The organism is Mesorhizobium sp. WSM4822 (assembly GCF_055811155.1).
On sequence record NZ_JBVVQM010000005.1, the window covers coordinates 400,820 to 421,186 of the forward strand.

At 62.9% G+C, this 20,367-nt stretch carries 29 protein-coding genes, 1 tRNA gene and 1 pseudogene; 18 read left to right on the forward strand and 13 right to left on the reverse strand.

Going from position 1 to position 20,367, the window contains the following annotated elements; all coding sequences use genetic code 11:
• Window positions 1–283: 283 nt before the first annotated feature.
• Window positions 284–604: a Bbp19 family protein gene (locus AC0L3E_RS14995; RefSeq protein ID WP_473605068.1), complete on the reverse strand. Its 321-nt coding sequence runs from the start codon at window positions 602–604 to the stop codon at window positions 284–286.
• Window positions 601–2,355 (reverse strand): portal protein, encoded by a 1,755-nt coding sequence (locus AC0L3E_RS15000; RefSeq protein WP_473605069.1) that lies wholly within the window; start codon window positions 2,353–2,355, stop codon window positions 601–603. Before AC0L3E_RS15000 ends, AC0L3E_RS14995 begins: the two co-directional genes overlap by 4 nt.
• Window positions 2,356–2,649: 294 nt before the next feature.
• Here AC0L3E_RS15000 and AC0L3E_RS15005 point away from each other — a divergent pair, with 294 nt between their 5' ends.
• Window positions 2,650–3,261 (forward strand): class I SAM-dependent methyltransferase, encoded by a 612-nt coding sequence (locus AC0L3E_RS15005; RefSeq protein WP_473605070.1) that lies wholly within the window; start codon window positions 2,650–2,652, stop codon window positions 3,259–3,261.
• A 339-nt stretch (window positions 3,262–3,600) separates the two neighbouring features.
• Here AC0L3E_RS15005 and AC0L3E_RS15010 read toward each other — a convergent pair whose 3' ends face one another.
• The gene (locus AC0L3E_RS15010) at window positions 3,601–4,185 is read right to left on the reverse strand and encodes a hypothetical protein (protein ID WP_473605071.1); all 585 of its coding nucleotides are present in this window, start codon (window positions 4,183–4,185) and stop codon (window positions 3,601–3,603) included.
• A gap of 638 nt (window positions 4,186–4,823) precedes the next feature.
• On the opposite strand from AC0L3E_RS15010, the gene AC0L3E_RS15015 reads away from it, so the two are divergent.
• Window positions 4,824–5,195 (forward strand): nuclear transport factor 2 family protein, encoded by a 372-nt coding sequence (locus AC0L3E_RS15015; RefSeq protein WP_473605072.1) that lies wholly within the window; start codon window positions 4,824–4,826, stop codon window positions 5,193–5,195.
• Between the two features lie 329 nt (window positions 5,196–5,524).
• On the opposite strand, the gene AC0L3E_RS15020 is transcribed toward AC0L3E_RS15015, so the two are convergent.
• Window positions 5,525–6,427 (reverse strand): class I SAM-dependent methyltransferase, encoded by a 903-nt coding sequence (locus tag AC0L3E_RS15020; protein WP_473605073.1) that lies wholly within the window; start codon window positions 6,425–6,427, stop codon window positions 5,525–5,527.
• A gap of 195 nt (window positions 6,428–6,622) precedes the next feature.
• Between AC0L3E_RS15020 and AC0L3E_RS15025 the strand changes: the two genes are divergently transcribed.
• The gene (locus AC0L3E_RS15025) at window positions 6,623–6,997 is read left to right on the forward strand and encodes a helix-turn-helix domain-containing protein (RefSeq protein WP_473605074.1); all 375 of its coding nucleotides are present in this window, start codon (window positions 6,623–6,625) and stop codon (window positions 6,995–6,997) included.
• Window positions 6,998–7,149: 152 nt separating this feature from the next.
• Window positions 7,150–7,818, forward strand: a complete 669-nt coding sequence (locus AC0L3E_RS15030) for a hypothetical protein (protein WP_473605075.1) — start codon at window positions 7,150–7,152, stop codon at window positions 7,816–7,818.
• A 36-nt stretch (window positions 7,819–7,854) separates the two neighbouring features.
• On the opposite strand, the pseudogene AC0L3E_RS15035 reads toward AC0L3E_RS15030, so the two are convergent.
• The 4 genes and pseudogenes from AC0L3E_RS15035 to AC0L3E_RS15050 all read right to left on the reverse strand — a co-directional run.
• A pseudogene (locus AC0L3E_RS15035) lies at window positions 7,855–8,604 on the reverse strand (phage terminase large subunit family protein); the annotation flags it as partial.
• A 243-nt stretch (window positions 8,605–8,847) separates the two neighbouring features.
• Complete coding sequence (locus AC0L3E_RS15040) at window positions 8,848–9,543, reverse strand: terminase large subunit domain-containing protein (protein WP_473605076.1); 696 nt, start codon at window positions 9,541–9,543, stop codon at window positions 8,848–8,850.
• A complete protein-coding gene (locus AC0L3E_RS15045) occupies window positions 9,464–9,889 on the reverse strand; it encodes a hypothetical protein (RefSeq protein ID WP_473605077.1) in 426 nt (141 codons plus the stop codon). The genes AC0L3E_RS15040 and AC0L3E_RS15045 overlap by 80 nt, the downstream gene beginning before the upstream one ends.
• The gene (locus AC0L3E_RS15050) at window positions 9,882–10,295 is read right to left on the reverse strand and encodes a hypothetical protein (protein ID WP_473605078.1); all 414 of its coding nucleotides are present in this window, start codon (window positions 10,293–10,295) and stop codon (window positions 9,882–9,884) included. Before AC0L3E_RS15050 ends, AC0L3E_RS15045 begins: the two co-directional genes overlap by 8 nt.
• Before the next feature lie 179 nt (window positions 10,296–10,474).
• Between AC0L3E_RS15050 and AC0L3E_RS15055 the strand changes: the two genes are divergently transcribed.
• The 3 genes from AC0L3E_RS15055 to AC0L3E_RS15065 all read left to right on the forward strand — a co-directional run bounded on the left by AC0L3E_RS15055 (window position 10,475) and on the right by AC0L3E_RS15065 (window position 11,741).
• Window positions 10,475–10,798, forward strand: a complete 324-nt coding sequence (locus tag AC0L3E_RS15055) for a hypothetical protein (protein WP_473605079.1) — start codon at window positions 10,475–10,477, stop codon at window positions 10,796–10,798.
• Window positions 10,799–11,092: 294 nt separating this feature from the next.
• The gene (locus AC0L3E_RS15060; protein WP_127270778.1) at window positions 11,093–11,362 is read left to right on the forward strand and encodes a hypothetical protein; all 270 of its coding nucleotides are present in this window, start codon (window positions 11,093–11,095) and stop codon (window positions 11,360–11,362) included.
• Between the two features lie 73 nt (window positions 11,363–11,435).
• A complete protein-coding gene (locus AC0L3E_RS15065) occupies window positions 11,436–11,741 on the forward strand; it encodes a hypothetical protein (RefSeq protein ID WP_023813813.1) in 306 nt (101 codons plus the stop codon).
• A 39-nt stretch (window positions 11,742–11,780) separates the two neighbouring features.
• Here the strand turns inward: AC0L3E_RS15065 and AC0L3E_RS15070 are convergent, their stop codons facing one another.
• On the reverse strand, window positions 11,781–12,209 hold the full coding sequence (locus AC0L3E_RS15070; protein ID WP_127270776.1) for a DoxX family protein: 429 nt from the start codon (window positions 12,207–12,209) through the stop codon (window positions 11,781–11,783).
• 187 nt (window positions 12,210–12,396) lie between these two features.
• Between AC0L3E_RS15070 and AC0L3E_RS15075 the strand changes: the two genes are divergently transcribed.
• From AC0L3E_RS15075 to AC0L3E_RS15095, 5 genes are all read left to right on the forward strand, one after another.
• Entirely contained in the window at window positions 12,397–12,576 is a 180-nt protein-coding gene (locus AC0L3E_RS15075) for a hypothetical protein (protein WP_164898530.1), read from the forward strand.
• 502 nt (window positions 12,577–13,078) lie between these two features.
• On the forward strand, window positions 13,079–13,258 hold the full coding sequence (locus AC0L3E_RS15080) for a DUF3606 domain-containing protein (RefSeq protein ID WP_023813816.1): 180 nt from the start codon (window positions 13,079–13,081) through the stop codon (window positions 13,256–13,258).
• Window positions 13,259–13,429: 171 nt separating this feature from the next.
• Window positions 13,430–13,873: a GFA family protein gene (locus AC0L3E_RS15085; protein ID WP_473605080.1), complete on the forward strand. Its 444-nt coding sequence runs from the start codon at window positions 13,430–13,432 to the stop codon at window positions 13,871–13,873.
• Between the two features lie 95 nt (window positions 13,874–13,968).
• Complete coding sequence (locus AC0L3E_RS15090) at window positions 13,969–14,205, forward strand: DUF982 domain-containing protein (protein ID WP_128307680.1); 237 nt, start codon at window positions 13,969–13,971, stop codon at window positions 14,203–14,205.
• Between the two features lie 13 nt (window positions 14,206–14,218).
• On the forward strand, window positions 14,219–14,464 hold the full coding sequence (locus tag AC0L3E_RS15095) for a DUF982 domain-containing protein (protein WP_128307679.1): 246 nt from the start codon (window positions 14,219–14,221) through the stop codon (window positions 14,462–14,464).
• Between the two features lie 86 nt (window positions 14,465–14,550).
• On the opposite strand, the gene AC0L3E_RS15100 is transcribed toward AC0L3E_RS15095, so the two are convergent.
• Window positions 14,551–14,685, reverse strand: a complete 135-nt coding sequence (locus tag AC0L3E_RS15100; RefSeq protein ID WP_281035303.1) for a hypothetical protein — start codon at window positions 14,683–14,685, stop codon at window positions 14,551–14,553.
• 85 nt (window positions 14,686–14,770) lie between these two features.
• The gene (locus tag AC0L3E_RS15105; RefSeq protein WP_128307678.1) at window positions 14,771–15,079 is read right to left on the reverse strand and encodes a hypothetical protein; all 309 of its coding nucleotides are present in this window, start codon (window positions 15,077–15,079) and stop codon (window positions 14,771–14,773) included.
• Window positions 15,080–15,225: 146 nt separating this feature from the next.
• Here AC0L3E_RS15105 and AC0L3E_RS15110 point away from each other — a divergent pair, with 146 nt between their 5' ends.
• A complete protein-coding gene (locus AC0L3E_RS15110; RefSeq protein WP_206631174.1) occupies window positions 15,226–16,164 on the forward strand; it encodes an alpha/beta fold hydrolase in 939 nt (312 codons plus the stop codon).
• On the opposite strand, the gene AC0L3E_RS15115 is transcribed toward AC0L3E_RS15110, so the two are convergent.
• Together AC0L3E_RS15115 and AC0L3E_RS15120 are read right to left on the reverse strand one after the other, a co-directional pair.
• Window positions 16,144–16,692, reverse strand: coding sequence for an MgtC/SapB family protein (locus AC0L3E_RS15115; RefSeq protein ID WP_127271137.1), 549 nt, complete (start codon window positions 16,690–16,692; stop codon window positions 16,144–16,146). The genes AC0L3E_RS15110 and AC0L3E_RS15115 overlap by 21 nt on opposite strands.
• 141 nt (window positions 16,693–16,833) lie before the next feature.
• Complete coding sequence (locus AC0L3E_RS15120) at window positions 16,834–17,889, reverse strand: PAS domain S-box protein (protein WP_473605081.1); 1,056 nt, start codon at window positions 17,887–17,889, stop codon at window positions 16,834–16,836.
• 186 nt (window positions 17,890–18,075) lie between these two features.
• Between AC0L3E_RS15120 and AC0L3E_RS15125 the strand changes: the two genes are divergently transcribed.
• The 5 genes from AC0L3E_RS15125 to AC0L3E_RS15145 all read left to right on the forward strand — a co-directional run bounded on the left by AC0L3E_RS15125 (window position 18,076) and on the right by AC0L3E_RS15145 (window position 20,300).
• Complete coding sequence (locus AC0L3E_RS15125) at window positions 18,076–18,558, forward strand: pyridoxamine 5'-phosphate oxidase family protein (protein WP_128307677.1); 483 nt, start codon at window positions 18,076–18,078, stop codon at window positions 18,556–18,558.
• Window positions 18,559–18,945: 387 nt separating this feature from the next.
• A complete protein-coding gene (locus AC0L3E_RS15130) occupies window positions 18,946–19,233 on the forward strand; it encodes a hypothetical protein (RefSeq protein ID WP_164898529.1) in 288 nt (95 codons plus the stop codon).
• 84 nt (window positions 19,234–19,317) lie between these two features.
• Window positions 19,318–19,391, forward strand: a tRNA-Gln gene (locus tag AC0L3E_RS15135).
• 318 nt (window positions 19,392–19,709) lie between these two features.
• Entirely contained in the window at window positions 19,710–19,895 is a 186-nt protein-coding gene (locus AC0L3E_RS15140) for a hypothetical protein (protein ID WP_128307676.1), read from the forward strand.
• 198 nt (window positions 19,896–20,093) lie between these two features.
• Window positions 20,094–20,300: a hypothetical protein gene (locus AC0L3E_RS15145; protein ID WP_127331684.1), complete on the forward strand. Its 207-nt coding sequence runs from the start codon at window positions 20,094–20,096 to the stop codon at window positions 20,298–20,300.
• Window positions 20,301–20,367: the final 67 nt, after the last annotated feature.

Sequence of the window (20,367 nt, forward strand, 5' to 3'; positions counted from 1 at the left end):
GCGGTGCTGCCTGGGTGGGTCAGCCGACCAGAGGCGCCGGCGCCGAAACAGCCAATCTCCCCCCTCGTGGGGGAGATGTCCGGCAGGACAGAGGGGGGCGCCGTAGAGCGCCTACCTCTGTCGTCGTCGAATTGCCCATACCTTTGCCGCCAAGCTTGAGCGGCCGCTTGTGATTTGATTGTCGTGCGATGAACGCGGCAAGGTCAGCGGGAAAGCGCCCCCCTCTGTCCTGCCGGACATCTCCCCCACGAGGGGGGAGATTGGCAGCTTCACCGACGGCGCCCTACCCCTCCGCCCGTGCCGCCTTCTCCAGCGCCGCAAGCTGCGCATCGTCCAGCGTCAGGAACTCCATAATGTGCTGCACCACCTCGGCGCGCGCATTGCTCAAGGCGCTGTGCAGCTCGAAGCCGTTGGGCGTCCTGGTGCGTGCCATCCACTCGCCATAGGACGGACGCCGGTAATAGCCGGTCGTCGCCGCGAGATCGGCCAGCACCATCTCACCGTCCTCGCCTGAAAACACCCTGAGATACGCCTTGGCCAGCGCGTCCCGCGCCTTGGCGGGGCTGCCGGCCTGTCCGGCATGGGCGAAGCGTTTCCGGCTCATGCGCCGTTACCCGTCGGACCGACGGGCTGCCCGCTTTGGCCACCGCCGCCCAGCATATCCTGCAACCCGTCGAGCAAGCCGCTGTCGCGCGCCTGCACGGCCGCCGGCACAGCGTCCCTGGCGGCCTTGCCGGCCGTGGCGATCGCCGCCATGCCGGCCTGCGCCTGGCTGGCCTTGGCGCGGGCATCGCGCAACTCGTCCACCTCCTCCTTGCGGCGAAAGATGCGCTGCGGGCTGCGGCCGGCGCTCTGCACGATCTTGATCGCCTCGTCGCTGTCGATATTGTCCATGACGCCTGGGTCGAACTGCGCCATCTGCATGGCTGTCGTCACCACCTGGATGGTGTCGCGCGCTTCGGCCGAGCGGCGCAGCACGTCGAGCGGACCGGTGAAGGTCGGCCGCACCGCCTTGCCGGCCAGGCTTTCCGGCGGCACGAAGCGGCTGTCTTCGTCATAGAGCCCCTTGTCTTCCAGAATGCCGAGCTCGCGGTCGAGATTGCTGGCGAAGCCGGCCTGAATGATCGAGCCGGACGGCCCGAGCAGCGCGCCCTTTTCCTCTTGCCTGATCAGCGCTTCGGTCGCCGTCATCTGCGGGTTCTGCACCAGCGTCTGGAACAGGTTGACGAACATCATGTCGCGGATCTCGTCGGCGCGGCTCTGCGCGTAGTTGAAGGCATAGGTTGGGTTCTGCCCGGTCGAGATCGGCGCGATCAGCGGCCTGCCATTGTCGTCGATCAGGCCGGGATAATTCTCGCCGGGGTTGAGCACCGGCACATAGTCGAGCCGGGCCTTCGAGGCGGTCGCCGGATCGGTGATCTGCTGCAAGGCACGAAGCCCCGAGCGGCGCACGGCGTTTTCCTCGCGCACGGTCGTCAGCGCCTCGATAGCAGGCGAAATGCCATAGGGGTCGCCCTCGTAACGGCGCCAGTTGAAGGTCGACACCGGAAACGTGCGGAACCCGCTTTCCCGCACGATCTCCTCCTCGTCCTCGATGACATGGTAGGAGGCAAACGCCGTGTCGAGATACTGGTACTGGCCGCCCAGCCGATACATCTTGCGCTCGTCGCGCGGCTCAATGCACTGGATCAGCGAGATTTTCGTCTCGCATTTGGCCGGATCGTCGACCAGCACCTTGATCCGCGCCGGCAGCTTCTCATAGCCGAGCAGCTGTGCCGCCTGCCGCGCCGTGCGCTCGTAGCGGCGGTGGAAAATGTCGACCTGGCCCCAGCGGTTGCGGCTGAGATAGCCCTCGACCACCGGGATCGAGGCATAGCGGATCAGCGTCGCGCCGAACCCTTCCTCGGCATAGAGATAGGCAGGGCCATAGCGCACGACATTGCGCAGGCAGGCCTGCGTCGCCGGCACGAAATTCGAATTGGCGGAGTAGCGCAGCGCAAACAGGAAATCGCGCAAGGCCTCCGCCCATTCCTTCTCCTCGTCGGTCTCCTCGTCGTTCATGGCCGCCGTCGACAGCCCGTGCCATTTTTCCGACTGCGGGATGATCAGGCTTTCGAGCCCCGCGGCCAGCCGGTTGGCGGCCGAGTTGATGGTGTTGGCATAGACGCGGGCACCGCGCCGCTCCTGCCGCTCGGCCTGCGAGTCCGGGCTGCCGCTGCGGCGCCCGCTCCAGATATCGGGCGCATCGGGGTCGCAGAACTCCGCCACCTGCTCCCACACAGCCTCATACTGGCTGCGCTCGCTCTCGAGCTCGGACTGGCGGGACAGGATATTGCGGGCGCGGGTGTCGGTCATGGGGGTCTCGCTGGGGTGAGGAATGGAAAAAAGTCGAGAGCAGGCGGCGAAGCTGCTGATCTCCCTCCTTGAGGGGGAGATGGCCGGCAGGCCAGAGGGGGTCGTCTCGCATGGAGCGCTAGCATTCTCTTTTTAAGCCTGAAGGTCGCGTCCCGTCGTACCGACCCCCTCTGTCGCCTTCGGCGACATCTCCCCCTCGAGGGGGAGATTGGCAGCCTCGATGTGGCAGCTTGTCATCTTTTGCCCACTTGGCGGTGCTACGCACGTCAGCGGCGGGTTTTGTTGGAGGTCGATGTGACGACAAGCCTTGCCGCCCTGAAAAGCCAAAGCAAACGCGCCGTGAAACGGCTCATTGGTTACGATTCCCGCAACTGGCTGCGCATCCGCCAGATCGAGGCGTTCACGCTGTTTCTCGAAGCCGGCAACCGCAAGGCTTCCGACGTGATCGAGATCTCGCCCGGCTGGAACCGCTATTGGCGGGCGATGTGCCCCAATTACCGCTCGGTCGATTTCCCCGCCTTCGACATCTGCAGGGACCGCACCGACGAGCAATATTCGATCGTCATCGCCGACCAGGTGCTGGAGCATGTGCGCCGGCCGCAGGCGGCGGTGGAAAACATCCACGCCATGACCCGGCCGGGCGGCTGGGCGATGGTGGCGACACCCTTCCTGTTTCGCGTCCACGCCAGGCCGCACGACTACAACAGATGGACCCCCGCCGGCCTCAAGCAGCTGATGGTCGAGGGCGGCTTCGCGGAAGCCAACGTCAAGGTCCACGGCTGGGGCAACAAGGCCTGCGCCAGAGCCCATATCGGCGGCCCCGTCCGCGCCTACGGCCTGTGGCGGGATCTCAGCAATGACGAGGAATACCCGCTGATGGTGTGGGCGTTTGCGCGGCGAGCGTAATCTCCCCCCTCGAGGGGGAGATGTCGCCAAAGGCGACAGAGGGGGTCGGTCCGACCGGACGCGACCTCCTATCGCCGACAGGGGAGGCTAGCGCTCTACGCGCGACGACCCCCTCTGGCCGCTTCGCGGCCATCTCCCCCTCGAGGGGGGAGATCACCCCCGCCTTTTCATCACCCGCGCATGCCGTCGCCACACCCACCAATCCCACACCCGCTTCCTGAAACTGCGCTTCATCGCGGTCACGGTCACATCCCCAACAGCACGCGGCGCTGGCCGGTCAGGCTGCCCGGTGCGAGGTCGGTCTTGATGGTGCCGGCGGTACCGTTCCGCTGTTCGAGCTCAGCCCGAAGCGCGGCTTCCCGCGCCTGCACGTCCTTGTCCTGTGCCGTCGGTACAGGCGGCAGCGGCTTCAGTTCCGGTGGTTTTTGCAACAGACACATGGTTCCAGCCTTCTCCAAAATTAGAGGTTCTTGTCCAGTCGTAGAGGAAAAAATCTTCGCCGTTGCGGCCGTAACCCGGCAGCAGGCAGCGTTGCGTGGCGCCCAGCCGGCCGAGCCAGCGCAACGCCAGTTCATTGGCGGCCAGCGCCCGCGCCTCGACACGCCAGGCGCCGCGCGCCGCGACCTGAGGCCCAAGCACGGCGTGAAAGAACCCGGTGATCCCAGGCACGCAGCGCTTCATGCGGCGCGTGCCCCAGCTCCAGGCGATCCACAGCCCGCCGCGCTGTTCGGCAGCGCCAAAGCCGGCCTCCGGATTGCCGTCGAGCTCGGCGACATAAGCAAACCCCTGCAGCGCCGTCAGCGCCAGCAGTGCCGGCGACCAGTGGTCGAGCTGGCAGTCGATCTCGGCCCGGTCCTCAGGGCGCAAATTGGCTGCGATGTAACTGAGATCGCGCAAGGTTGCGGGGATGATGCGAGGGTGCATGCCTGGCCCTTCGTCCTGCTGTGGCGAAGCGGCGTTCGCAAGGACTTGGGACGCCAGCCGTGACGGTTGTTGAAGAATGCCGCTGTCCGGGGTTTATTCATCGCCACGACGCTTGGAAGTCGCGGCATAATCTAGGATCAGCCGAAAAGCAGACGCATCCCGTTCCTACTGAAACAAAACCACTACAAATATAAGCATCATATACACAGCAAATAATCCGGGAACACTAAGCAGTGCGGCGAAAAAAATAAGCGCCACTCGCTTCTGTTGGCTGATATCTCTAGATTTAACAGCAGCTATCCCCATGGCGATCGCGAGTGACAGCGCTATAACTCCGAAAATGGTGAAAAATAAGATCGGAATCTCAAGGATTATTGTGAGAAAGATTCGCTGCAAGGCCGGGTGATAGGTATAGCATTCAGTGAATTACCAATCGCCAAACGACATCGTATTCTCGAAATGCGCCCGTCCGACAGCTGACTGTGCATCGTCGTAAGCCTTTTGTGCTTCGTCGCGAATCGGGACGTAGAACTCCGGTGACAGTGCGCTATTTATATTTAAACTAACTAACACACTCGCATATAACAATGAATCACCATGACCTACTCGACATCGACGGCTATCCAGGAGACGGGCGAATGGACATTCGGGCGACACTGACGGAGCTATGCGAAGCCTTCAACGCGCACGATCTCGATCGCATCATGGCGTTCTTTGCCGACGACTGCGTCCTGGAGATGCCGAGAGGCGCCGAGCCCTGGGGAACGCGTTGCGAGGGCAAACGCAACGTACGGGACGCGCTGGCGACACGCTTCGAAGGCTTGCCCGACGTCCACTACGGCAAGGCTGAGCATTTTGCGGACGAGGCTGCCGATACCGGCATGTCGAAATGGACCCTCACCGGCACCACTCGCCAGGGCGTGAAAAAGGAAGTCCGGGGCTGTGATTTCTACACGTTCCGCGACGGCAAGGTGATCCGCAAGGATTCTTACTGGAAGATCGTGGAGTAACCACGGCTTCAATTCGAAATGCGGTGGTGCGATCGATGCCTCTTCGTCATCCTATGGCGGAGCAAGGAGCGGAGCGACGCGGCGCAGACCATAGGATCCATGCCGTGACCTTGGAGCGCTGCTACGGCGCAGAATTCTGACGTGCCGCGTTCCCCGGCTGATGTCGCGGCATGGATCCTCGGGTCAAGCCCGAGGATGACGAAGTGAAGGGCGCTTCGCTTCACCGAAAAGAAATTACGGTGACAGTGCACTATATTTTCCATGTCTCAGTCTCCACGATGCAAGTCGCGATCGCGAAGATCGAAAGAGCAGAGCAGCGATGGAACACGTTAGCCTTCAGCTGTCGCCAAATTGGTGCTGAGCTCGAAAGCCAGTCCCGGTCCATCGGCGTAGGGGCGCAGCGCGGGCGCACTTTCGCTCACGATGGCCTCCACGACGCGCTTGCGCTCCTGATCGCCCATTTCCCTGCCGACAGCGCTCATGCCGACGAAGGCCATCGTGTTCAATCGCAGGAAGGGTGCGCCGTCCTGGAAGCGTATCGTGCGCGATATGGTCGTTACCCGGACTTCGTGGAAGCCGGCGTCCCGGAGCAGCGCCTCGATGGGGACCGCGTCACCAAAGCTGTACCGCGGATCCTTGATGGCGCCCAGATGGCGCTCCGCCACGCGGCGCAACTCCCGAAAGAACGGGATTTCATCGTCGGATCGCCATGTGGCTACCGCTAGCCTGCCGCCCTTCGCCAGCGCCCGCCGCATCTGCGCTGCCGCCGCGGGCTTGTCGGGAAAGAACTGCAGTCCCTGCTGGCAGACGACAACGTCGAACTGCTCTCCGTCATGGAGAGGCAGGGCGCTGGCATTGCCTTCGCGCCATTCGATGCCCGGCGCCACGGCACGCGCAACGGCAAGCATATCCGAACTGACGTCGATGCCGACGACGTATCCGGCGTCACCGAGCCGCTCCCTTGCAACGCGGGCCACCATTCCCGTTCCGCAAGCGACGTCGAGGACACGATCGCCTGGAGACAACGCCACCTCTTCGAGAATCATTTCGGCCCACGGCCGGAAGAGAGGACCTGCTAGCCACCGCTCGTACATCTCCGGGAAACTTGCCTGGCTCATCGCGTGGTTGGCCATCATTGCCTCCAATGGATCGACCTGAGATTGGCATATTCTGTGCCGACATGCCGCCCAGAAAGTCCCGGCAAACTGCGGATTCCAGCGCTCCTGCGCCATAATCCGGCCCTCGGCATTATGCACATCATGCCGATATCGGCAGCACCGGTGGCCACCGGTTGAACTGGCAGTCGATCTCAGCCGATGCGGTTGAGCGCTGCTCTCCGCAGACGGCTCACTTGTTAATAAGTGAAATCGCTTGTGAATTTATAAAACCTAATGTAATGATACGTTCAAGAAAAGCGGAGGCGTAGGATGTCACTTAAATTGACCCGAATTCTAAAAGCGCCGGAGGGCTTCAACGAGCGCTTGAACGGTGCGATGGCTGACCGAATGCTCACACCATCGGACCTAGCTAGGGTGCTTGGAGTGACGCCTACCGCAGTATGGAACTGGCGGAACAACAACACATTGCCTAGACCACAAATGCTATCCTCCATTTCAGCCGCTCTCGGTGTCACCGAGCGCTTTTTGCTCGAAGGAATCGACGATGAGGAGGAAATTGAAGCAGAGCCTGACGAAAAACATTCGATAAGTGCTTTGATCCACGATCTGCGCGCACGCACTGCTAAACAGATCGGCTGCTCGGTGGATCTAGTCGACGTGAAGATAGAAATAAGGTCCGTCTGATTGGCAGTCCGACCCGCGCGTTGCGTGCCCCCAAAAAGGGCGAAGGCGGCGCCTTTCGGCCCGCCTTCTAATCTTGTCCGCAGCAGATTTACGCTAGGCGCAGTGATCACTTCCGCGGCGCATAACCAACAACTAGGGCAGAGAAGTTAAGAATGCAATACCCGTTCTCATGTCTGTCGATCACGTTTGCGGCCATCGAAAAAACATTGTCTCCCGCACGCCTTGCTCGTTATCTCCCCGCTGCTGGTGGTGACAAGCACCTAGCTTTGAGGCTTTATATCTGGAATGCTCGCCTTTGCGAAGCGATGTATCTCCCTATCCAGTTTGCCGAGGTGGCGGCCCGAAACGCTATCCAGATTCCTGTTGGAAAACGCTTCAATGACCAGTGGTACGAAAACCCAAAATTCATCAATCTCCTGCCAACCACAAAGAAGGATGAGCTATTTAGCACCGTAGGCAAGGAGCGTGGCAAGAGAGGCGCTGCACTTAACCAGGATCACATAATCGCGAGTTTGCCGTTTGGTTTCTGGGTATCTCTAATGACTGCTTCCTATAGCAAGCAGCTGTGGATGCATGGCATACAAATGGCATTTCCCGGGGCGGCCGCAGACGAGGATAGGGAAAGCATCTACAACCGCCTTGATGCGATGCGGCGCTTCCGAAACGACATCGCTCACCACGTTGCGATATTTGATCGGTCGCCCCAAAAGGAGTTTCAGAACGTATTGCACGTCACAAAACTTGTCTGTGCCGAAACCCATTGGCTGTCCACTGAAACAGCACGCGTCGGGCGAGTCATCAATGAACGACCTGCCGTCTGAATATGAAACTAAGACTCACCCGCGTCCACGTCTCCTTCACCTGAAAGCCCCCAGCGGATCGCTCTGCCCCGCCGGCCTTCTCGCAGCCTTGAACTCCGCCGGATCCACCACCGCTTCCCGCAGCATCATCACGCCATAGCGGGTCGCCGCCATCAGATCATCCCGCAGCTTGACCACCTGACCATCCTTCCGATGAAAAAGCCGAAACTCCTCGAACCAGTCGGCCAGCGTCGCAAACACCTTGAAGCGGCCGGATTGCATGCGGTCGAGCATCTCCATCAGCCCGGCCTCGACCGAGACCGAACCGTCCGAAAATTGCGCGTGACGCGACAGCATGTTGAGCCCATGCGCCGAATACTGCCGGGCGAGCGCCACGCCTGCCCCTTCCAGCGTCTCGCGGCGGCCGTCGCGCGGCCAGGCGAAGGGTAGCCATTCGCCCCATGGTTTGAGCGTCAGCGTCTGCATGGCGGGCGTCTGCTGCGAAGCGCGGCAGGCTTTCGAGACATAGACGACATCGGCCTCCGTATCCCAGGCCAACTCGACCGCGGCCGAAGGATGGTCCCAGCCGAAATCGAGCGCGCCGAGCCTTGGCCAGTAGCGCGGCAGCCGGAACGGCTCGCAGGCGATCAGCGCCTCGGCCACCGGAAAAATCCGGCCCGAACCCAGCACCGGAATGCCGCGGGCGCGAGCCTCGCGCTCATGCGCCGGATAGGCGGCAACGATCGCCGCGCGCTCCTGCGGCGTGTAATGCGCGGCATCGTCGATGGTCATGAAGGTGACGTGTCGGGACATGGGGGAATTCCTGAATCAGCATGGGAGATGCCGGCTGTATCGTATTGTTCGGACGCTGTTTTTCGGATCAGGTGCGACTGTTCTTACCTTCTGTGGGAGAAGGTGGATCGGCGCGCAGCGCCGAGACGGATGAGGGGTGTTCCAGCGAAGTGAAACGTTGGCGTTCCCTGGAACACCCCTCATCCGTCGCCTTCGGCGACACCTTCTCCCACAAGGGGAGAAGGCAAGTCAGGCGCATCACCCCTTCGCCATCCCCTCAATCTCTCCCGCCGACAAAAACAGCAGCACCACATCCGACATCCCAAGCAGCGGCGTGAACGTCACGATGGTGATGCCGCCCGTCGCGTTGGTGCGGGTCAGGCCTTCGGAATAGATGTCGAGCGGCGGTTCCTCGTCGAACCAGACGCCGTGTAAAGTCTCGCCCTGCCATTTCTCGCGGCCCTTCTCGAAGCTCTTGAACGACAGCACCGATTCATCGGCCTGCACGTCGCCGCCGCCGCCCCAGCGCACCACGACGCTGTCGAGCGCGCCCGGTGCGCCTCGGCCCATGAAGGTCTGCACAATGGCGTCGGCCGGGATCATGCCGGTGCCCCAGGCCGCCTGCTGCTGCGGCGGGCCGACCAGCACGCGCTGCGGATTGTCACGCGTGCCTTCGCCGGTGACGCCGGCCGCCCACAGCCTGACGGCCGAGTCAAACACCTTGCCTTGCCACCACTGAGGATAACGGCCGGTGAGATGCATGGCCCATTCGGCGCCCCCTGCCCTGGTCTTGCCGAGCTGGTTGCCGGCCATGAACAGGCGCTCGCGGTTCTGGGCGCCCGCTGCGTGAAACTCGGCCTGGCGTTGATACGGTCTATAGGCCGCCAGCTGATTGGTCCGGCGCCGTCTGTCCAGTTCGGCCATCAGCGCCAGATATTCCGTCTTCACGGACATCGCCGGGTTCTTCGAGGAACGGCTTGACGACGGCCTCGAGGGCGCGGATGCGGCTGCGGATTTCGTCATCGCTCAGGCCGTCCATTTGGTTGATCGTGGCATCGAAATCCTTGGGCAGCACCGACAGCACGATCTTCAGATATTGATCCGGCTTGTCGGCCCGCACCTCGGCGATGACGCCGGCGCCATGTGTGCGGAAATCGGCACGCACGGCGGCCAGGAAATCGTCGCCCAGTGTTTTCTTGGCGCGCTTGCGGCGCGGCTTCTGCGTCGCGGCCGGTTTGGCGGCGGGCCTGCGTCTCGCCGGCTTGCCGCGCGTTGGCCCGGTTGCGGTTTTGTCAGCCATGGACCTGGTCCATGGCGCTGGCACCGGCAGCGGAAACCATTTCGGCCTTGGGCGCCTCCGGTCGGGGCCGGCTGGCTCGCTTCTTCGAGCGAACCGTTTTCCTCTTTGCCTTCTTGGCGCGCTTCGGCCCTGTCGCCTGGGCGGGCTTCGTCGCACCGACAGGCTTTGCCACACCGGCCCGCGCCTTGAGCCGCGCCATGGCGAGACCGACAAGGGGTCCGGCAATGCCGGCCTGCGGAAAACAAAAGTCGCCGGCCGCATCCCGCACCATGCCGATCTTTACGCCGGGTGCGACCTGCTCGACACGCCCCAGACGTGGCTGCGGCGCAGTGCCTTCGAATTCGCCGATGGCGCTGACGATTTCCTGGCCGTCAGCATCGGTGATGATGGTGGCGTAGCGGTACATCGCGAGCCTCTTGAAGACTGGTGTAATTTGGTTCAATCAAAGGCGGCGGCGTCGCGGTGGCTGATGGCCAAGATAGAAGGCGAGTCCGATTGCCTCGATACCATCCGATCAGAGTGACCCCCGAGATAGATTGCGTCCAAAGCGACCTGCACGAATTGCGCTGGACAAATGACGCGGTCGTGGCCGACTTCATAATCCCCGGCGACGAACACCATGTCTTGCGTGTTCTGTTCACCAATCAGGTGATCATCCGCATCCTCGACGAAATGCCGCTGAGCACCGAGCATGAGAACACGCCCGGGGAAGGTAACATTCCTCATCACTTCGCCTATCGGGTCGAAGGCGCCACCTTTGAGACAACGCAGTCCGAGACGTGGAAGTTCGCGCAGCACCCGGCAACACATTATCGCTTCGTGACCGGCTGGACATGCCTAGACGTTTTGTCGTCCAAGGAGCCGACCTTTCGGGTCGTCAAGCGAATGCCGATTTCAACCTTCGACTGACCAGAAACGTCTCGCAAAATACGGCAGCACAAAGCCAGAAACAAAAAACCCGCCTCGGCGGCGGGTCGGTGGCGCAACTCAGCACCATAGGCAAAAATGTAGCATAGCTGCACTCACCCCGTCAACCGTTTTCTGAGAAAAAATTCCTAGACCGGCCGGAACTCCCACTCTGAGCGACGCTGGCAAGCGCGTAACCCTGCTTTTGCCGGCGGCTGGTCACAAGCCGGCAGGTGTGAAATCATTCGTCGAAGCTCATGGAATGATTCCCGTCGCACGGCCTTGTGGGAGAGGACGATGGACAGACCAGCCATGGCATCCGTGTTCAGGATGCGGCATGCACAAGCCACGGTTTCCGGCGTGCGCAGCACCGGCCAGGGTCAGGCCGATCCAGTCATCCGCGTGCGTTCGCTGGGCGAAGCCATCCGTTTCGTCGCCAACGCTTACCCCCAATACGACATCAGCGCCGTCGCCATCAGCTGTGGGGATGTTTCGATCGGCAGCCTCGGCAACCTGGAGGTCAAGGCGCTGTGGCGCGAATATGGCGAACGGCTGACGCAGGAATAGGCATTCGCCCGCAGCCTTTCTGGAGCGGAAATGCCGCTCGCGCGTTTCAACCCCAGCCACGGGAGCAATCGCCATGAATGTCGCCAACCTGCAACTCGAAGGCCTGTTGATGGCCGTCGCCTCGATCAACCGCCTCCTGGTTCAAAAGGGGGTGCTGACGGCGGAGGAGATCGACCTGGCCTTGCGCAAGACCGAGGCCGGCGAAACCAACCAGGAGCGATCCGAAGGCATGTCCGCGTCCAGCCGCGACGCCGTCAACTTTCCGATCCGGCTGCTGGAACTCGCCAACCAGTGCCAGCCGGAGGCGGAGATGCCGTCTTTTTCGAAGCTGGCCCGCATGGTCGGCAAGATAAAGGAACCCTACAACGACCAGCTGTGAGCGGCCGGCGTGCGTCCGCGGTGGCCCGCTGCCCTCGCCTCAAGCCCTGCCCGGCCATCCCGAATTGAGCGAAAGCACCTTGCCCGGTCCATGCACGGCCGCAAACAGCAGTCCGGCCAGGAACGAAAAATGGTCGACGAAGAAGCCGAACTCGGCCTGGTTGCCGGCCCAGTGGCTGGGTCCGTGAAAGGCGAAGCCGAGGAACAGCACATAGGCGGCGGCGACCAGGGCTGCCTGCGAGAAGAAGGCGCCGGTCAGGAAGCACAGCACCAGCGCGACTTCCAGGATCGCCGCGCACCAGGCCAGGAACAGCGGAAACGGAAAGCCGGCGGCGGCGATATAACCGGCGGTGGCGTCCATGCCCATGAATTTGAAGGTCACGGCCATCAGGAAGACGCCGGCGAAGATCAGCCGGGCGACGACAAGGGCCGCGGTCTGCCACGGTGATTGAGTGATTTGCGACGACATGCTCGTTCTCCAGCTTTGCAGGTTGATCGCTCCTAGGACGCGCGACCGGCGCCAGGTCCGACACATCAGGCCAATTTTTCTCGACAGGATCGCAGAGGGGTTTCGAAGCGTCACACCGTACGGCAAGAGCGATTTTCGGTTTGCCGGCTGACGGCATATTATTGCTCGCTCCAAGGGGGAATCGGACATGGCCAAGGCATTGACCATCGGCGCACCGCGGCATCCGGCGACGAGCACCGCCTACGAACAGGAATGCAGGGATATCCTGGTTCCGCATCTCGACGCCCTGCTCCGCAAGGTCGAGGCCGCCGGCTGGGACCGCGGGCAGGCCGCTCGGCGCTCATGTATCTCGCCGCGATGCGGCTGAAGCCGGCCTGACGACACGCCGGCCCGGACGGCTTTCCGGCGCATAGCGATGTTGAAACTTGTTGGTAATCACGGACGTGATATCGTTAGTCGGGGCTAATGCACCGGTGTGTCGGTGCAGGGATTTTGGGTGGGCTGAAATTTGCGCACGAGCGTCAGGTTTGGGGCGACATCTCATGGCGAGCGGTCGGCACCGCTGGAGTGCAGCGGCTGCGGCGGCGCTGGCCAGGTCTTCGAATGCCCCCGCTGGACGAGTTCCAACGGCCATTGCTGCCCCGCCGGCACGCACCGGCGCGGCTGCCCCGGCCTCAGCGCGGCATGCTCCGAATGTGACGGCGACCACGCTGCCGCCGCCGACCCCATGCAGCCCTCGGCCTGATACAGGCCTATCGCAGCCCAGGCCGTGTAGTCTGGTGGAACCGGCGGCGCCAATCTGTGTTATGTCGTGTTGATCGCGGGCGCCGAAGGCTGCGCGTCCCCGACAACAGAAAGCGAGGCCTGAGATGGCTGACGACAAGTCGAAGACGAAACAGGACCGCAAGCAGGTCTCGAGCGAAGAGCCCTACGAGGTTGCCGCCTTTGCCCGCAAATACGGCATCCCGCCAAGCGAGGCACAGACCATCATCAAGCGCTACGGCCCCTCGCGCAAGAAGCTCGACGCCCATATGGCGGCCCGCGGCTAGCCGAAACCATTTCGCCTGGGCGGCGTTGAAGATGCTGCGGGCCGTGTCAACCGGGCCTGGTGGTACGGTGAACAGGATGTCTTTTTCCCGGTTTCTCATCCTGGCCAACGAAACGGCAGACGAGCATCTGTCCCACCCGGCCCGCAGCGCCACGCATTGAGGGAGGTCGCCATGTCCGACACCATACGCAGGACCGGCAGCTGCCTGTGCGGCGGCGTGCAGTTCGAGGTTCACGGCCCGCCATTGCGCGTTGGCCTGTGCCACTGCAAGGATTGCCGCAAGGCCGGCGGTTCGGTCTATTCGGCCTTTGCCATCTGGCCGCGCGAGGCCTTCGAGACCACCGGCCTCATCAGCTCCTATGGCACGCGCAGCTTTTGCCCGACATGCGGCGGCCGCGTCGCCTGGGTCGACGACAACGAGGCCGAGGTGGCGATCGGCAGCCTCGACATCGCGCCGACCGATCTCGTGCCCGAATATGAATTGTGGACCTCCAGGCGCGAGACCTGGCTGCACGCTCTGCCCGGCACCGAACAGTTCGAGCATGACCGCCCAGCGCAGCACAGCGCCGAAGCGCCGACGCCGAGATCGCTGTCGGACATCGACGCCGAGATTTGATCTCCTGGGAAGGGAACCCTGTCCTGCCGCCGACGTTACCGATCGCCTCTCACGCATGTCGCCAGCGACACTTGCGGCAATCATGGAGACGACCGTTGAATGACAAGATATTTCCCCGCCCCATCAGGCTGAAATTCGCGCCTGAGCGCGAGCGCATCATCCGCAGCGCCTGGGAAGGGCTGGAATGCCTCGGCGACTGGCCGTCTGGCCAGGGACGGCGCTACCGGGCGGCGTTGCGCAGTTGCCGCGATGCGCTGGATGGCTGGACGCCGGCGGAAAAAGCGATGCGGGCGATGATCGACGCCGCGCGCGAAGCAAAACTCCTCCAGTAGTTGGAAACAGGACATGTCCGAGCTCATTTTGCCCACACCGATGCGGATCAAGCCGCATGGGTCGGACACGATCCGCGACGTCGCCACGCTCAAGGATGCCAGCGAAATCCTGATCGACTGGCCGCAGGCCAAACGCGGCCCGTTCTACCAGGCGGCGCGCGAGAAGGTCGAAGCCGCATTGGAAAACAATGCAGGTGCTGCCGAAGCGCAGGAAGCGTTCGCAGCGCTCTGCAGCCACTCCGGCGTCTTGGTGCGATAGCGGTTTCAATGAAAAGAAGCAGGCGGGACATCGTGCCTCGCCTGCTTCACGCAAATCGTCCTGATCACCCGCAATAGTCGATCCGATTATTCCGCCGGAAGCTCGCCCTGTACGATCGGGTGTGAGGTTTCGAAGCCAAAACTCTTCGGCGCCAGCAGAATCAAGGCAATCACGATGGCAATCGAGGCAAGTAACGTGGCCGTTGTCGCAATATCTCTCACGATAATCTCTCCGAATTCCAAGTCGTGAGAGAAACGCTCCTGAGATAACGAGGTTCCATTAGCTTGCGCGACCAGCCAGCGGCGTTTATTGCTTCGGCGGCTGGGGCGGCACTTCACCCGGCTTGATCACCGGCGTCTTGCCTTCCTCGGGGGCCGGCGCCGCCATGCCCTGATCGCCCGTCGGGGGCGGTTTCAGCACGCCGCCGCAGTCGTTGAGCTTCGCGGTCAAATTGCCGTCATCGGCCTGCTGTCCAGGCTGCTGTTTTGCCCCTTGCTCGGTCTGAGCCCTGCATTTGTCGGCCTGCGGCGCCTGGCTGTCGTTCTGCTGCTGGGCCGCGGCCGGCACTGCCAGCGCCAGCATGAGGCCTAGTGGCATGATGGCGAGAGTTCTCATCACTGCCTCCTTCTTTCTTTCACGGCCGCCCGCGGCGACCTTCCTTTCAAAGGGACAACGCCTGTCGATGAAAAAGGTTGGCCGCCTCGCCGCGCGGCATTGCAACCAAACCCGTTTGCCGGCCGTTGCGCGTGCCGGAGGCGATCATGTTCGAAGGTTTTCAGGGCGCGGAAATCGACACCGGCGATGCCGGCATATTCTGCCTGCGCGCCGGCGGCGGGCCACCGCTGCTGTTGCTGCACGGCTTTCCGCAGACGCATCTGATGTGGCGCGACATCGCCCCCGCTCTGGCCAGCCGGTTCAGCGTCGTCTGCGCCGACCTGCGCGGCTATGGCGGCAGTTCGTGTCCGGCGTCCACTCCCGACCACGCCCCCTATGCCAAGCGCACCATGGCCGCCGATATGACGAGGCTGATGGAGAAGCTGGGTTTCAGCAGCTTCATGGTCGCCGGCCATGATCGCGGCGGGCGTGTCGCCTACCGCATGGCGCTCGATCATCGGGGCAGCATCGACAAGCTCGCCGTTCTCGACATCGTGCCGACCGCCGATGCCTGGGACCGGGCCGACGCCAGGCTGGCGCTGGGTTATTGGCCATGGTCGCTGCTGGCGCAGCCCGAGCCGTTGCCGGAAGAGATCCTGTCCGGCGCCGCCGAGGCGATCGTCGACAATGCGCTCAACGGCTGGGGCTCGCCGCCATCGGCGTTTCCAGCCGAAGTGCGTCAGGCCTATGTCGAGGCCTTGCGCGCGCCTGCCCACGCCCATGCCATCTGCGAGGAATATCGGGCGGCAGCCACGCTCGATCGCGAGCACGACCATGCCGACAAGGCAGCCGGCCGGCGCATTCGCTGCCCGCTGCTGGCGCTATGGAGCGGTCAGGGCGCGTTGGCGCAATGGTATGCCGGCGAAGGCGGGCCGCTGGCGCTGTGGCGCGGCTGGGCCGACGATGTGCGCGGCCAGGCGATGCCGGGCGGGCACTTCTTTCCCGAGGAGAACCCGGCGCGCACGGCCGATCTGCTGGCCGGCTTCTTCGGTGAAACCAGTCACGGCATCTCTCGGCGAACGGGATTACCTTCGCCCTCCCTTTGATCGGGCCGAGGCCCCCTCCTTCTCCGCCTTTGCCTGACTGCCTTCATCACCGGCGGCAAGGCCGGGCCCGCGTTCGAACCGGCGCAGAAAGCCGGCAACTATCAGCACGATCAGCGTGCCGAACCCGGCCACTTGCCAAAGACCCAGTCCGCAGGCGACGCCGATCGCGCCCGCCAGCCACATGCCGGCGCCGGTCGTCAGCCCATGCACCTCGCCGCGCGAAAACATGATCGAGCCGGCGGCGAGGAAAGCGACGCCGGCGGTCACCGCCTCGACCACCCGGATCGGATCGACCTTGACCGATTCCCCCGCGAACATCGGCGCGTGCACGATCTCGACCGTCAGGATGCCGAAGGTGGCGGCGGCGACGCAGACGAGGATATGCGTGCGAAGTCCGGCCGGGCGATTGCGCCATTCGCGTTCGAAACCGATGACCGCGCCATAGAGGGTGGCCAGCAACAGCCGCGCCGCGATGACCGGAAACGAGGTGTAGGTGGAATGGCCGAATTCCTCGACGAGCTGTTCCATGATGTCCCCTCCAAAAGCTTGACGCCACAACGCGGCCACCGGGTCGCGGTTCCTGAATCCACGGCCAGGTGCGGCAAGGATGCGGCCGCTTTTGAATACGCATCTGCCAAAGGGAGGTTGATGGAGCCAATCCTCAAGGCCTCAGGACGTTTCGGTTTCGGGCACGTCGGCGCCGAGCTGCGGAACGATGATCGAAGCCAGCGGCGCCGTCAGGGACCATTTGAGATGGCCCGGGCTGCGATCCAGCACCGCCAGGCCGTTCAGCGATTGCGGCGCGACCCGTTGCAGGACGACGGTGCCGAAACCCTTGCGCGTGCTTTCGTCCCGCCGCTCTCCCTCGCGCACCGGCATCGTCTCGTCCCAAACCAGATGAATTTCCCGCTTGTCAGAAGCGCCTTCGACGATCCGCCAGGTGATCTCGAGCCGCCCGGCCTCGCTCGCCAGCGCGCCATATTTTGATGAGTTGGTGCCGAGCTCATGAAATGCCATGCCGAGATTCTGCACGGCGTTCGGCTGCAGGGTCAAAAGCGGCCCGGAGAGCGATACCCGCGCCTCGTGGCCGAACGGCTTGAGCTGCTCCTGGGCGAGGTCGAAGAGGCTGGCGCCGGCCCATTCCGAGTTCACCAGCAGATCGTGCGACCGCGACAGCGCCATGATGCGGGAGCGGATCAACTCCTCGAATTCACGCGGATCGGTCGAGCGTTTGCTGGTCTCCCTGATCATCGAGAGGATCACCGCGAACTGGTTCTTGACGCGATGGTTCACCTCGCGGAGCAAAAGCCTGATCCGGCGCTCGCTCTCCTTGCTGGCGGTGATGTCGCGGGCGATCTTCGAGGCGCCGATGATCTCGCCGGACGCGTTCCTGATCGGCGAAATGGTCAGCGACACGGCGATGAGGCCGCCATCCTTGCGCCGGCGGATCGTCTCGTAGCTGGCCAGCAGCTCGCCCCTGCGAACCCGGCTGATGATGTCGGTCTCTTCATCCTTGAGATGATCGGGGATGAGCATGAGCACGGAGCGGCCGACGGCCTCTTCGGCGGTGTAGCCGAACATGCGTTGCGCCGCCGCGTTCCAACTGGTGATGATGCTGTTCAGATCCTTGCTGACGATGGCGTCGAAGGACGAATCGACAATCGCCGCCAAACGCGCATCGGCGGTGATGGCGATCAAGGCATCACGGCCCGCCAAATCTGTCACTGTCGACCCCTTCTCCCTCATGCGCGGATTTCGCGCATGGCCACCAATGCGCCGCGGTGCGTTTTGGTTGCAATCGCCTCCAACATTCCTCCCAGGAACAGTCCGGGCAGTTCATGTCCGGAACCTTGCGCGCCTGCGCGAGTTGCACCCGACACCCCCATGGACGGCTCAATAAGGAGGCACACAATGAGCGACGGCAACAGCGATCTCGACCGGGTCTGGAAACTGATGGACAGGATCGGTTTCTGTATGCTCGCCACTCGCGAAGGCGATGACATCCGCTCGCGACCGATGGCGGCGCATGTGGTGCGCGACGAAAACGCCATCTACTTCCTCACCGATGTCGACAGTCACAAGGATGACGAGATCGAAGCCGAGCCCAATGTCGGCCTCGCCTTCGCCGATTCAGGCGGCCAGAAATATGTTTCCGTCAGCGGTCTGGCGGCGGTTTCGAACGACCGCGCCAAGATCAGGGAGTTGTGGTCGACCCCGGCCAAGGCCTGGTGGGACAGTGCCGATGATCCTTCGATCCGCGTGCTTAAGGTGACGCCGAAAGACGCCCAGTATTGGGACAGCCCCGGCACCGTGGTCAGCTATGTGAAGATGCTGGCCGCAACGGTCAGCGACAGCCGCCCGGAAATCGGTGACACCGGTAAGGTCAGGATGTAGCCGGACGGCGTTGAAAATCACGACATCAGTCAGATGTACGAATGCCGGCGGGTCGCATTTGACATATTGCTGGCGGCATACCGGCGCGGATCAGTCTGGCTCGGGAGGGTCAGGGGCATTCGGCACTGGATCGGCGTCAGTATCCCTTTGCGGACAGTCCTCATAGCTGTGGTCGCGCCCGCCGCAGAAAGAACAGCACATGGCCTCGCGATCCCCGTTTCCGGGCCGCCATTGCGGGGTTTCGTAGGGCTTCCTGCCATCCATCCCCAGCAATGCACGACGGACCATTTGGTTGCGCCGCCACAGACGGCCAGCCGGCGGTTGCGGAACCACCCGCCGGGATGCGAGTTTCGGCCGATATATCCATTCGAGGGAACAGCCATACCGATGCGCCGAATTGCCTTGATAACGGCAGCGATCCTGCTGGCCGCGACCGGCCTCGCCGAAGCCAGGCCTGACACCCGCACGATGAGTTGCGACCAACTCCGGCAACTGCTCCAAAGCCGCCATGCCGTGGTGCTGACCACCGGACCCAACACCTATGACCGCTATGTCAGGCAGTTCGGCAATGAATGCGACTGGCCGGAGGTGCCGATGTCGGCCTATGTCCCGACCCGTGACGGCAGCTGCCCGGTCTACCGCTGCGAGGAACCCGTCACCAACTTTCCGGACTGACACCGCGCTTCCAATCGGCTTTGCCGCCGCAGTGCGTTGATCCGGGCGCGCGAACCGGCTAGGGGTGGGGCGCAACGTGCATTTTCCCGCTTCGTCTAATGGTAGGACAGCGCCCTTTGAAGGCGTGAATCGAGGTTCGAGCCCTTGAGCGGGAACCAGCAACCAAGCGTTCGGCTGCTCAAAAGCTGCGCGCAGGGCTGGCCAGCCGGCATCAGCGTATTAGCGAACGCTTGTATTTCGCCCCAAGCAGGATCATCATCCGGACCGTCAGTGGCTTCAAGGGGTGCAGCGCCATGGAACTGAGTTGCTTTGACGGGGGCGTCCTTGCATCGACGATGTCCCTGAACGTCACGGCGGTTTTCATAATATTGACCGCATTTGCCGCATTTCGGCTGGTTGCAATGTCAGGCAAAGGTTCTGTCGACCAACTCCAGACGGCGTAGCCCGCAGGGGATCTCCGGTTCAGGAGAAGGCATATGGCCGCGAGAAAAGTGATAGCCGTGAAGGACTGGTCTTGCGGCATGAGCGACGAGCTCGGCCGCGTCGTCCTGACCATCAACCCGACCGAGGGTGAGCCCATCCTGGTTTTGATGACAATCTTCCAGGCGGCAAGGATAGCCGGGGAATTGCGGGCTCCGAAACTCGTCTCCATATCTCGGTGACGCAGCGCCCCTGGGCAAATCGGATCAAGCTCGCCGGGGCAGCCCCAACGCCCTCCCCAGCGAGCCCTGTTGCTCCGTTACGATGAACAATGGAGCAATTACTGCTTTACGGATCCGGGCGCCGTTAAGTTGCATCCGGCTCCTGAAACCATTTCGCGGACCCTGCGTTGACCACCGGGCCGACACAGGAGACATCTCATGACCGTCAACTGCCGCATATCGATCGACAACCGGCCGGAGGCCACGGACGCCGTTTTCCAGGCGGTTCCCCGGATCGGCGAAAGTGTTGCGCTGTCGATCGACGGAACCACGCAGGATCTGCGGGTATCGCGCGTCGTGCACGTCACCAATGGCAGCCTGGAAGGTGCCGCGATAATCGTCGAAGTGACGACCAATATCCTCTGAACCGAGAGTCTCGTCCCGGTACGCCAGCCGGCGCCGCGTCGCGGCAACCGCCGACCGGCCTGCGGGA

Excerpts from the sequence above, each read along its gene's own strand:
- AC0L3E_RS14995 (WP_473605068.1), bottom strand. The coding sequence starts at position 604 with ATGAGCCGGAAACGCTTCGCCCATGCCGGACAGGCCGGCAGCCCCGCC.
- AC0L3E_RS15000 (WP_473605069.1), bottom strand. The coding sequence starts at position 2,355 with ATGACCGACACCCGCGCCCGCAATATCCTGTCCCGCCAGTCCGAGCTC.
- AC0L3E_RS15010 (WP_473605071.1), bottom strand. The coding sequence starts at position 4,185 with ATGCACCCTCGCATCATCCCCGCAACCTTGCGCGATCTCAGTTACATC.
- AC0L3E_RS15015 (WP_473605072.1), top strand. The coding sequence starts at position 4,824 with ATGGACATTCGGGCGACACTGACGGAGCTATGCGAAGCCTTCAACGCG.
- AC0L3E_RS15020 (WP_473605073.1), bottom strand. The coding sequence starts at position 6,427 with ATGGCGCAGGAGCGCTGGAATCCGCAGTTTGCCGGGACTTTCTGGGCG.
- AC0L3E_RS15025 (WP_473605074.1), top strand. The coding sequence starts at position 6,623 with ATGTCACTTAAATTGACCCGAATTCTAAAAGCGCCGGAGGGCTTCAAC.
- AC0L3E_RS15030 (WP_473605075.1), top strand. The coding sequence starts at position 7,150 with ATGCAATACCCGTTCTCATGTCTGTCGATCACGTTTGCGGCCATCGAA.
- AC0L3E_RS15040 (WP_473605076.1), bottom strand. The coding sequence starts at position 9,543 with ATGTCCGTGAAGACGGAATATCTGGCGCTGATGGCCGAACTGGACAGA.
- AC0L3E_RS15045 (WP_473605077.1), bottom strand. The coding sequence starts at position 9,889 with ATGGCTGACAAAACCGCAACCGGGCCAACGCGCGGCAAGCCGGCGAGA.
- AC0L3E_RS15050 (WP_473605078.1), bottom strand. The coding sequence starts at position 10,295 with ATGTACCGCTACGCCACCATCATCACCGATGCTGACGGCCAGGAAATC.
- AC0L3E_RS15060 (WP_127270778.1), top strand. The coding sequence starts at position 11,093 with ATGGACAGACCAGCCATGGCATCCGTGTTCAGGATGCGGCATGCACAA.
- AC0L3E_RS15065 (WP_023813813.1), top strand. The coding sequence starts at position 11,436 with ATGAATGTCGCCAACCTGCAACTCGAAGGCCTGTTGATGGCCGTCGCC.
- AC0L3E_RS15070 (WP_127270776.1), bottom strand. The coding sequence starts at position 12,209 with ATGTCGTCGCAAATCACTCAATCACCGTGGCAGACCGCGGCCCTTGTC.
- AC0L3E_RS15075 (WP_164898530.1), top strand. The coding sequence starts at position 12,397 with ATGGCCAAGGCATTGACCATCGGCGCACCGCGGCATCCGGCGACGAGC.
- AC0L3E_RS15080 (WP_023813816.1), top strand. The coding sequence starts at position 13,079 with ATGGCTGACGACAAGTCGAAGACGAAACAGGACCGCAAGCAGGTCTCG.
- AC0L3E_RS15085 (WP_473605080.1), top strand. The coding sequence starts at position 13,430 with ATGTCCGACACCATACGCAGGACCGGCAGCTGCCTGTGCGGCGGCGTG.
- AC0L3E_RS15095 (WP_128307679.1), top strand. The coding sequence starts at position 14,219 with ATGTCCGAGCTCATTTTGCCCACACCGATGCGGATCAAGCCGCATGGG.
- AC0L3E_RS15105 (WP_128307678.1), bottom strand. The coding sequence starts at position 15,079 with ATGAGAACTCTCGCCATCATGCCACTAGGCCTCATGCTGGCGCTGGCA.
- AC0L3E_RS15110 (WP_206631174.1), top strand. The coding sequence starts at position 15,226 with ATGTTCGAAGGTTTTCAGGGCGCGGAAATCGACACCGGCGATGCCGGC.
- AC0L3E_RS15115 (WP_127271137.1), bottom strand. The coding sequence starts at position 16,692 with ATGGAACAGCTCGTCGAGGAATTCGGCCATTCCACCTACACCTCGTTT.
- AC0L3E_RS15125 (WP_128307677.1), top strand. The coding sequence starts at position 18,076 with ATGAGCGACGGCAACAGCGATCTCGACCGGGTCTGGAAACTGATGGAC.
- AC0L3E_RS15130 (WP_164898529.1), top strand. The coding sequence starts at position 18,946 with ATGCGCCGAATTGCCTTGATAACGGCAGCGATCCTGCTGGCCGCGACC.
- AC0L3E_RS15140 (WP_128307676.1), top strand. The coding sequence starts at position 19,710 with ATGGCCGCGAGAAAAGTGATAGCCGTGAAGGACTGGTCTTGCGGCATG.
- AC0L3E_RS15145 (WP_127331684.1), top strand. The coding sequence starts at position 20,094 with ATGACCGTCAACTGCCGCATATCGATCGACAACCGGCCGGAGGCCACG.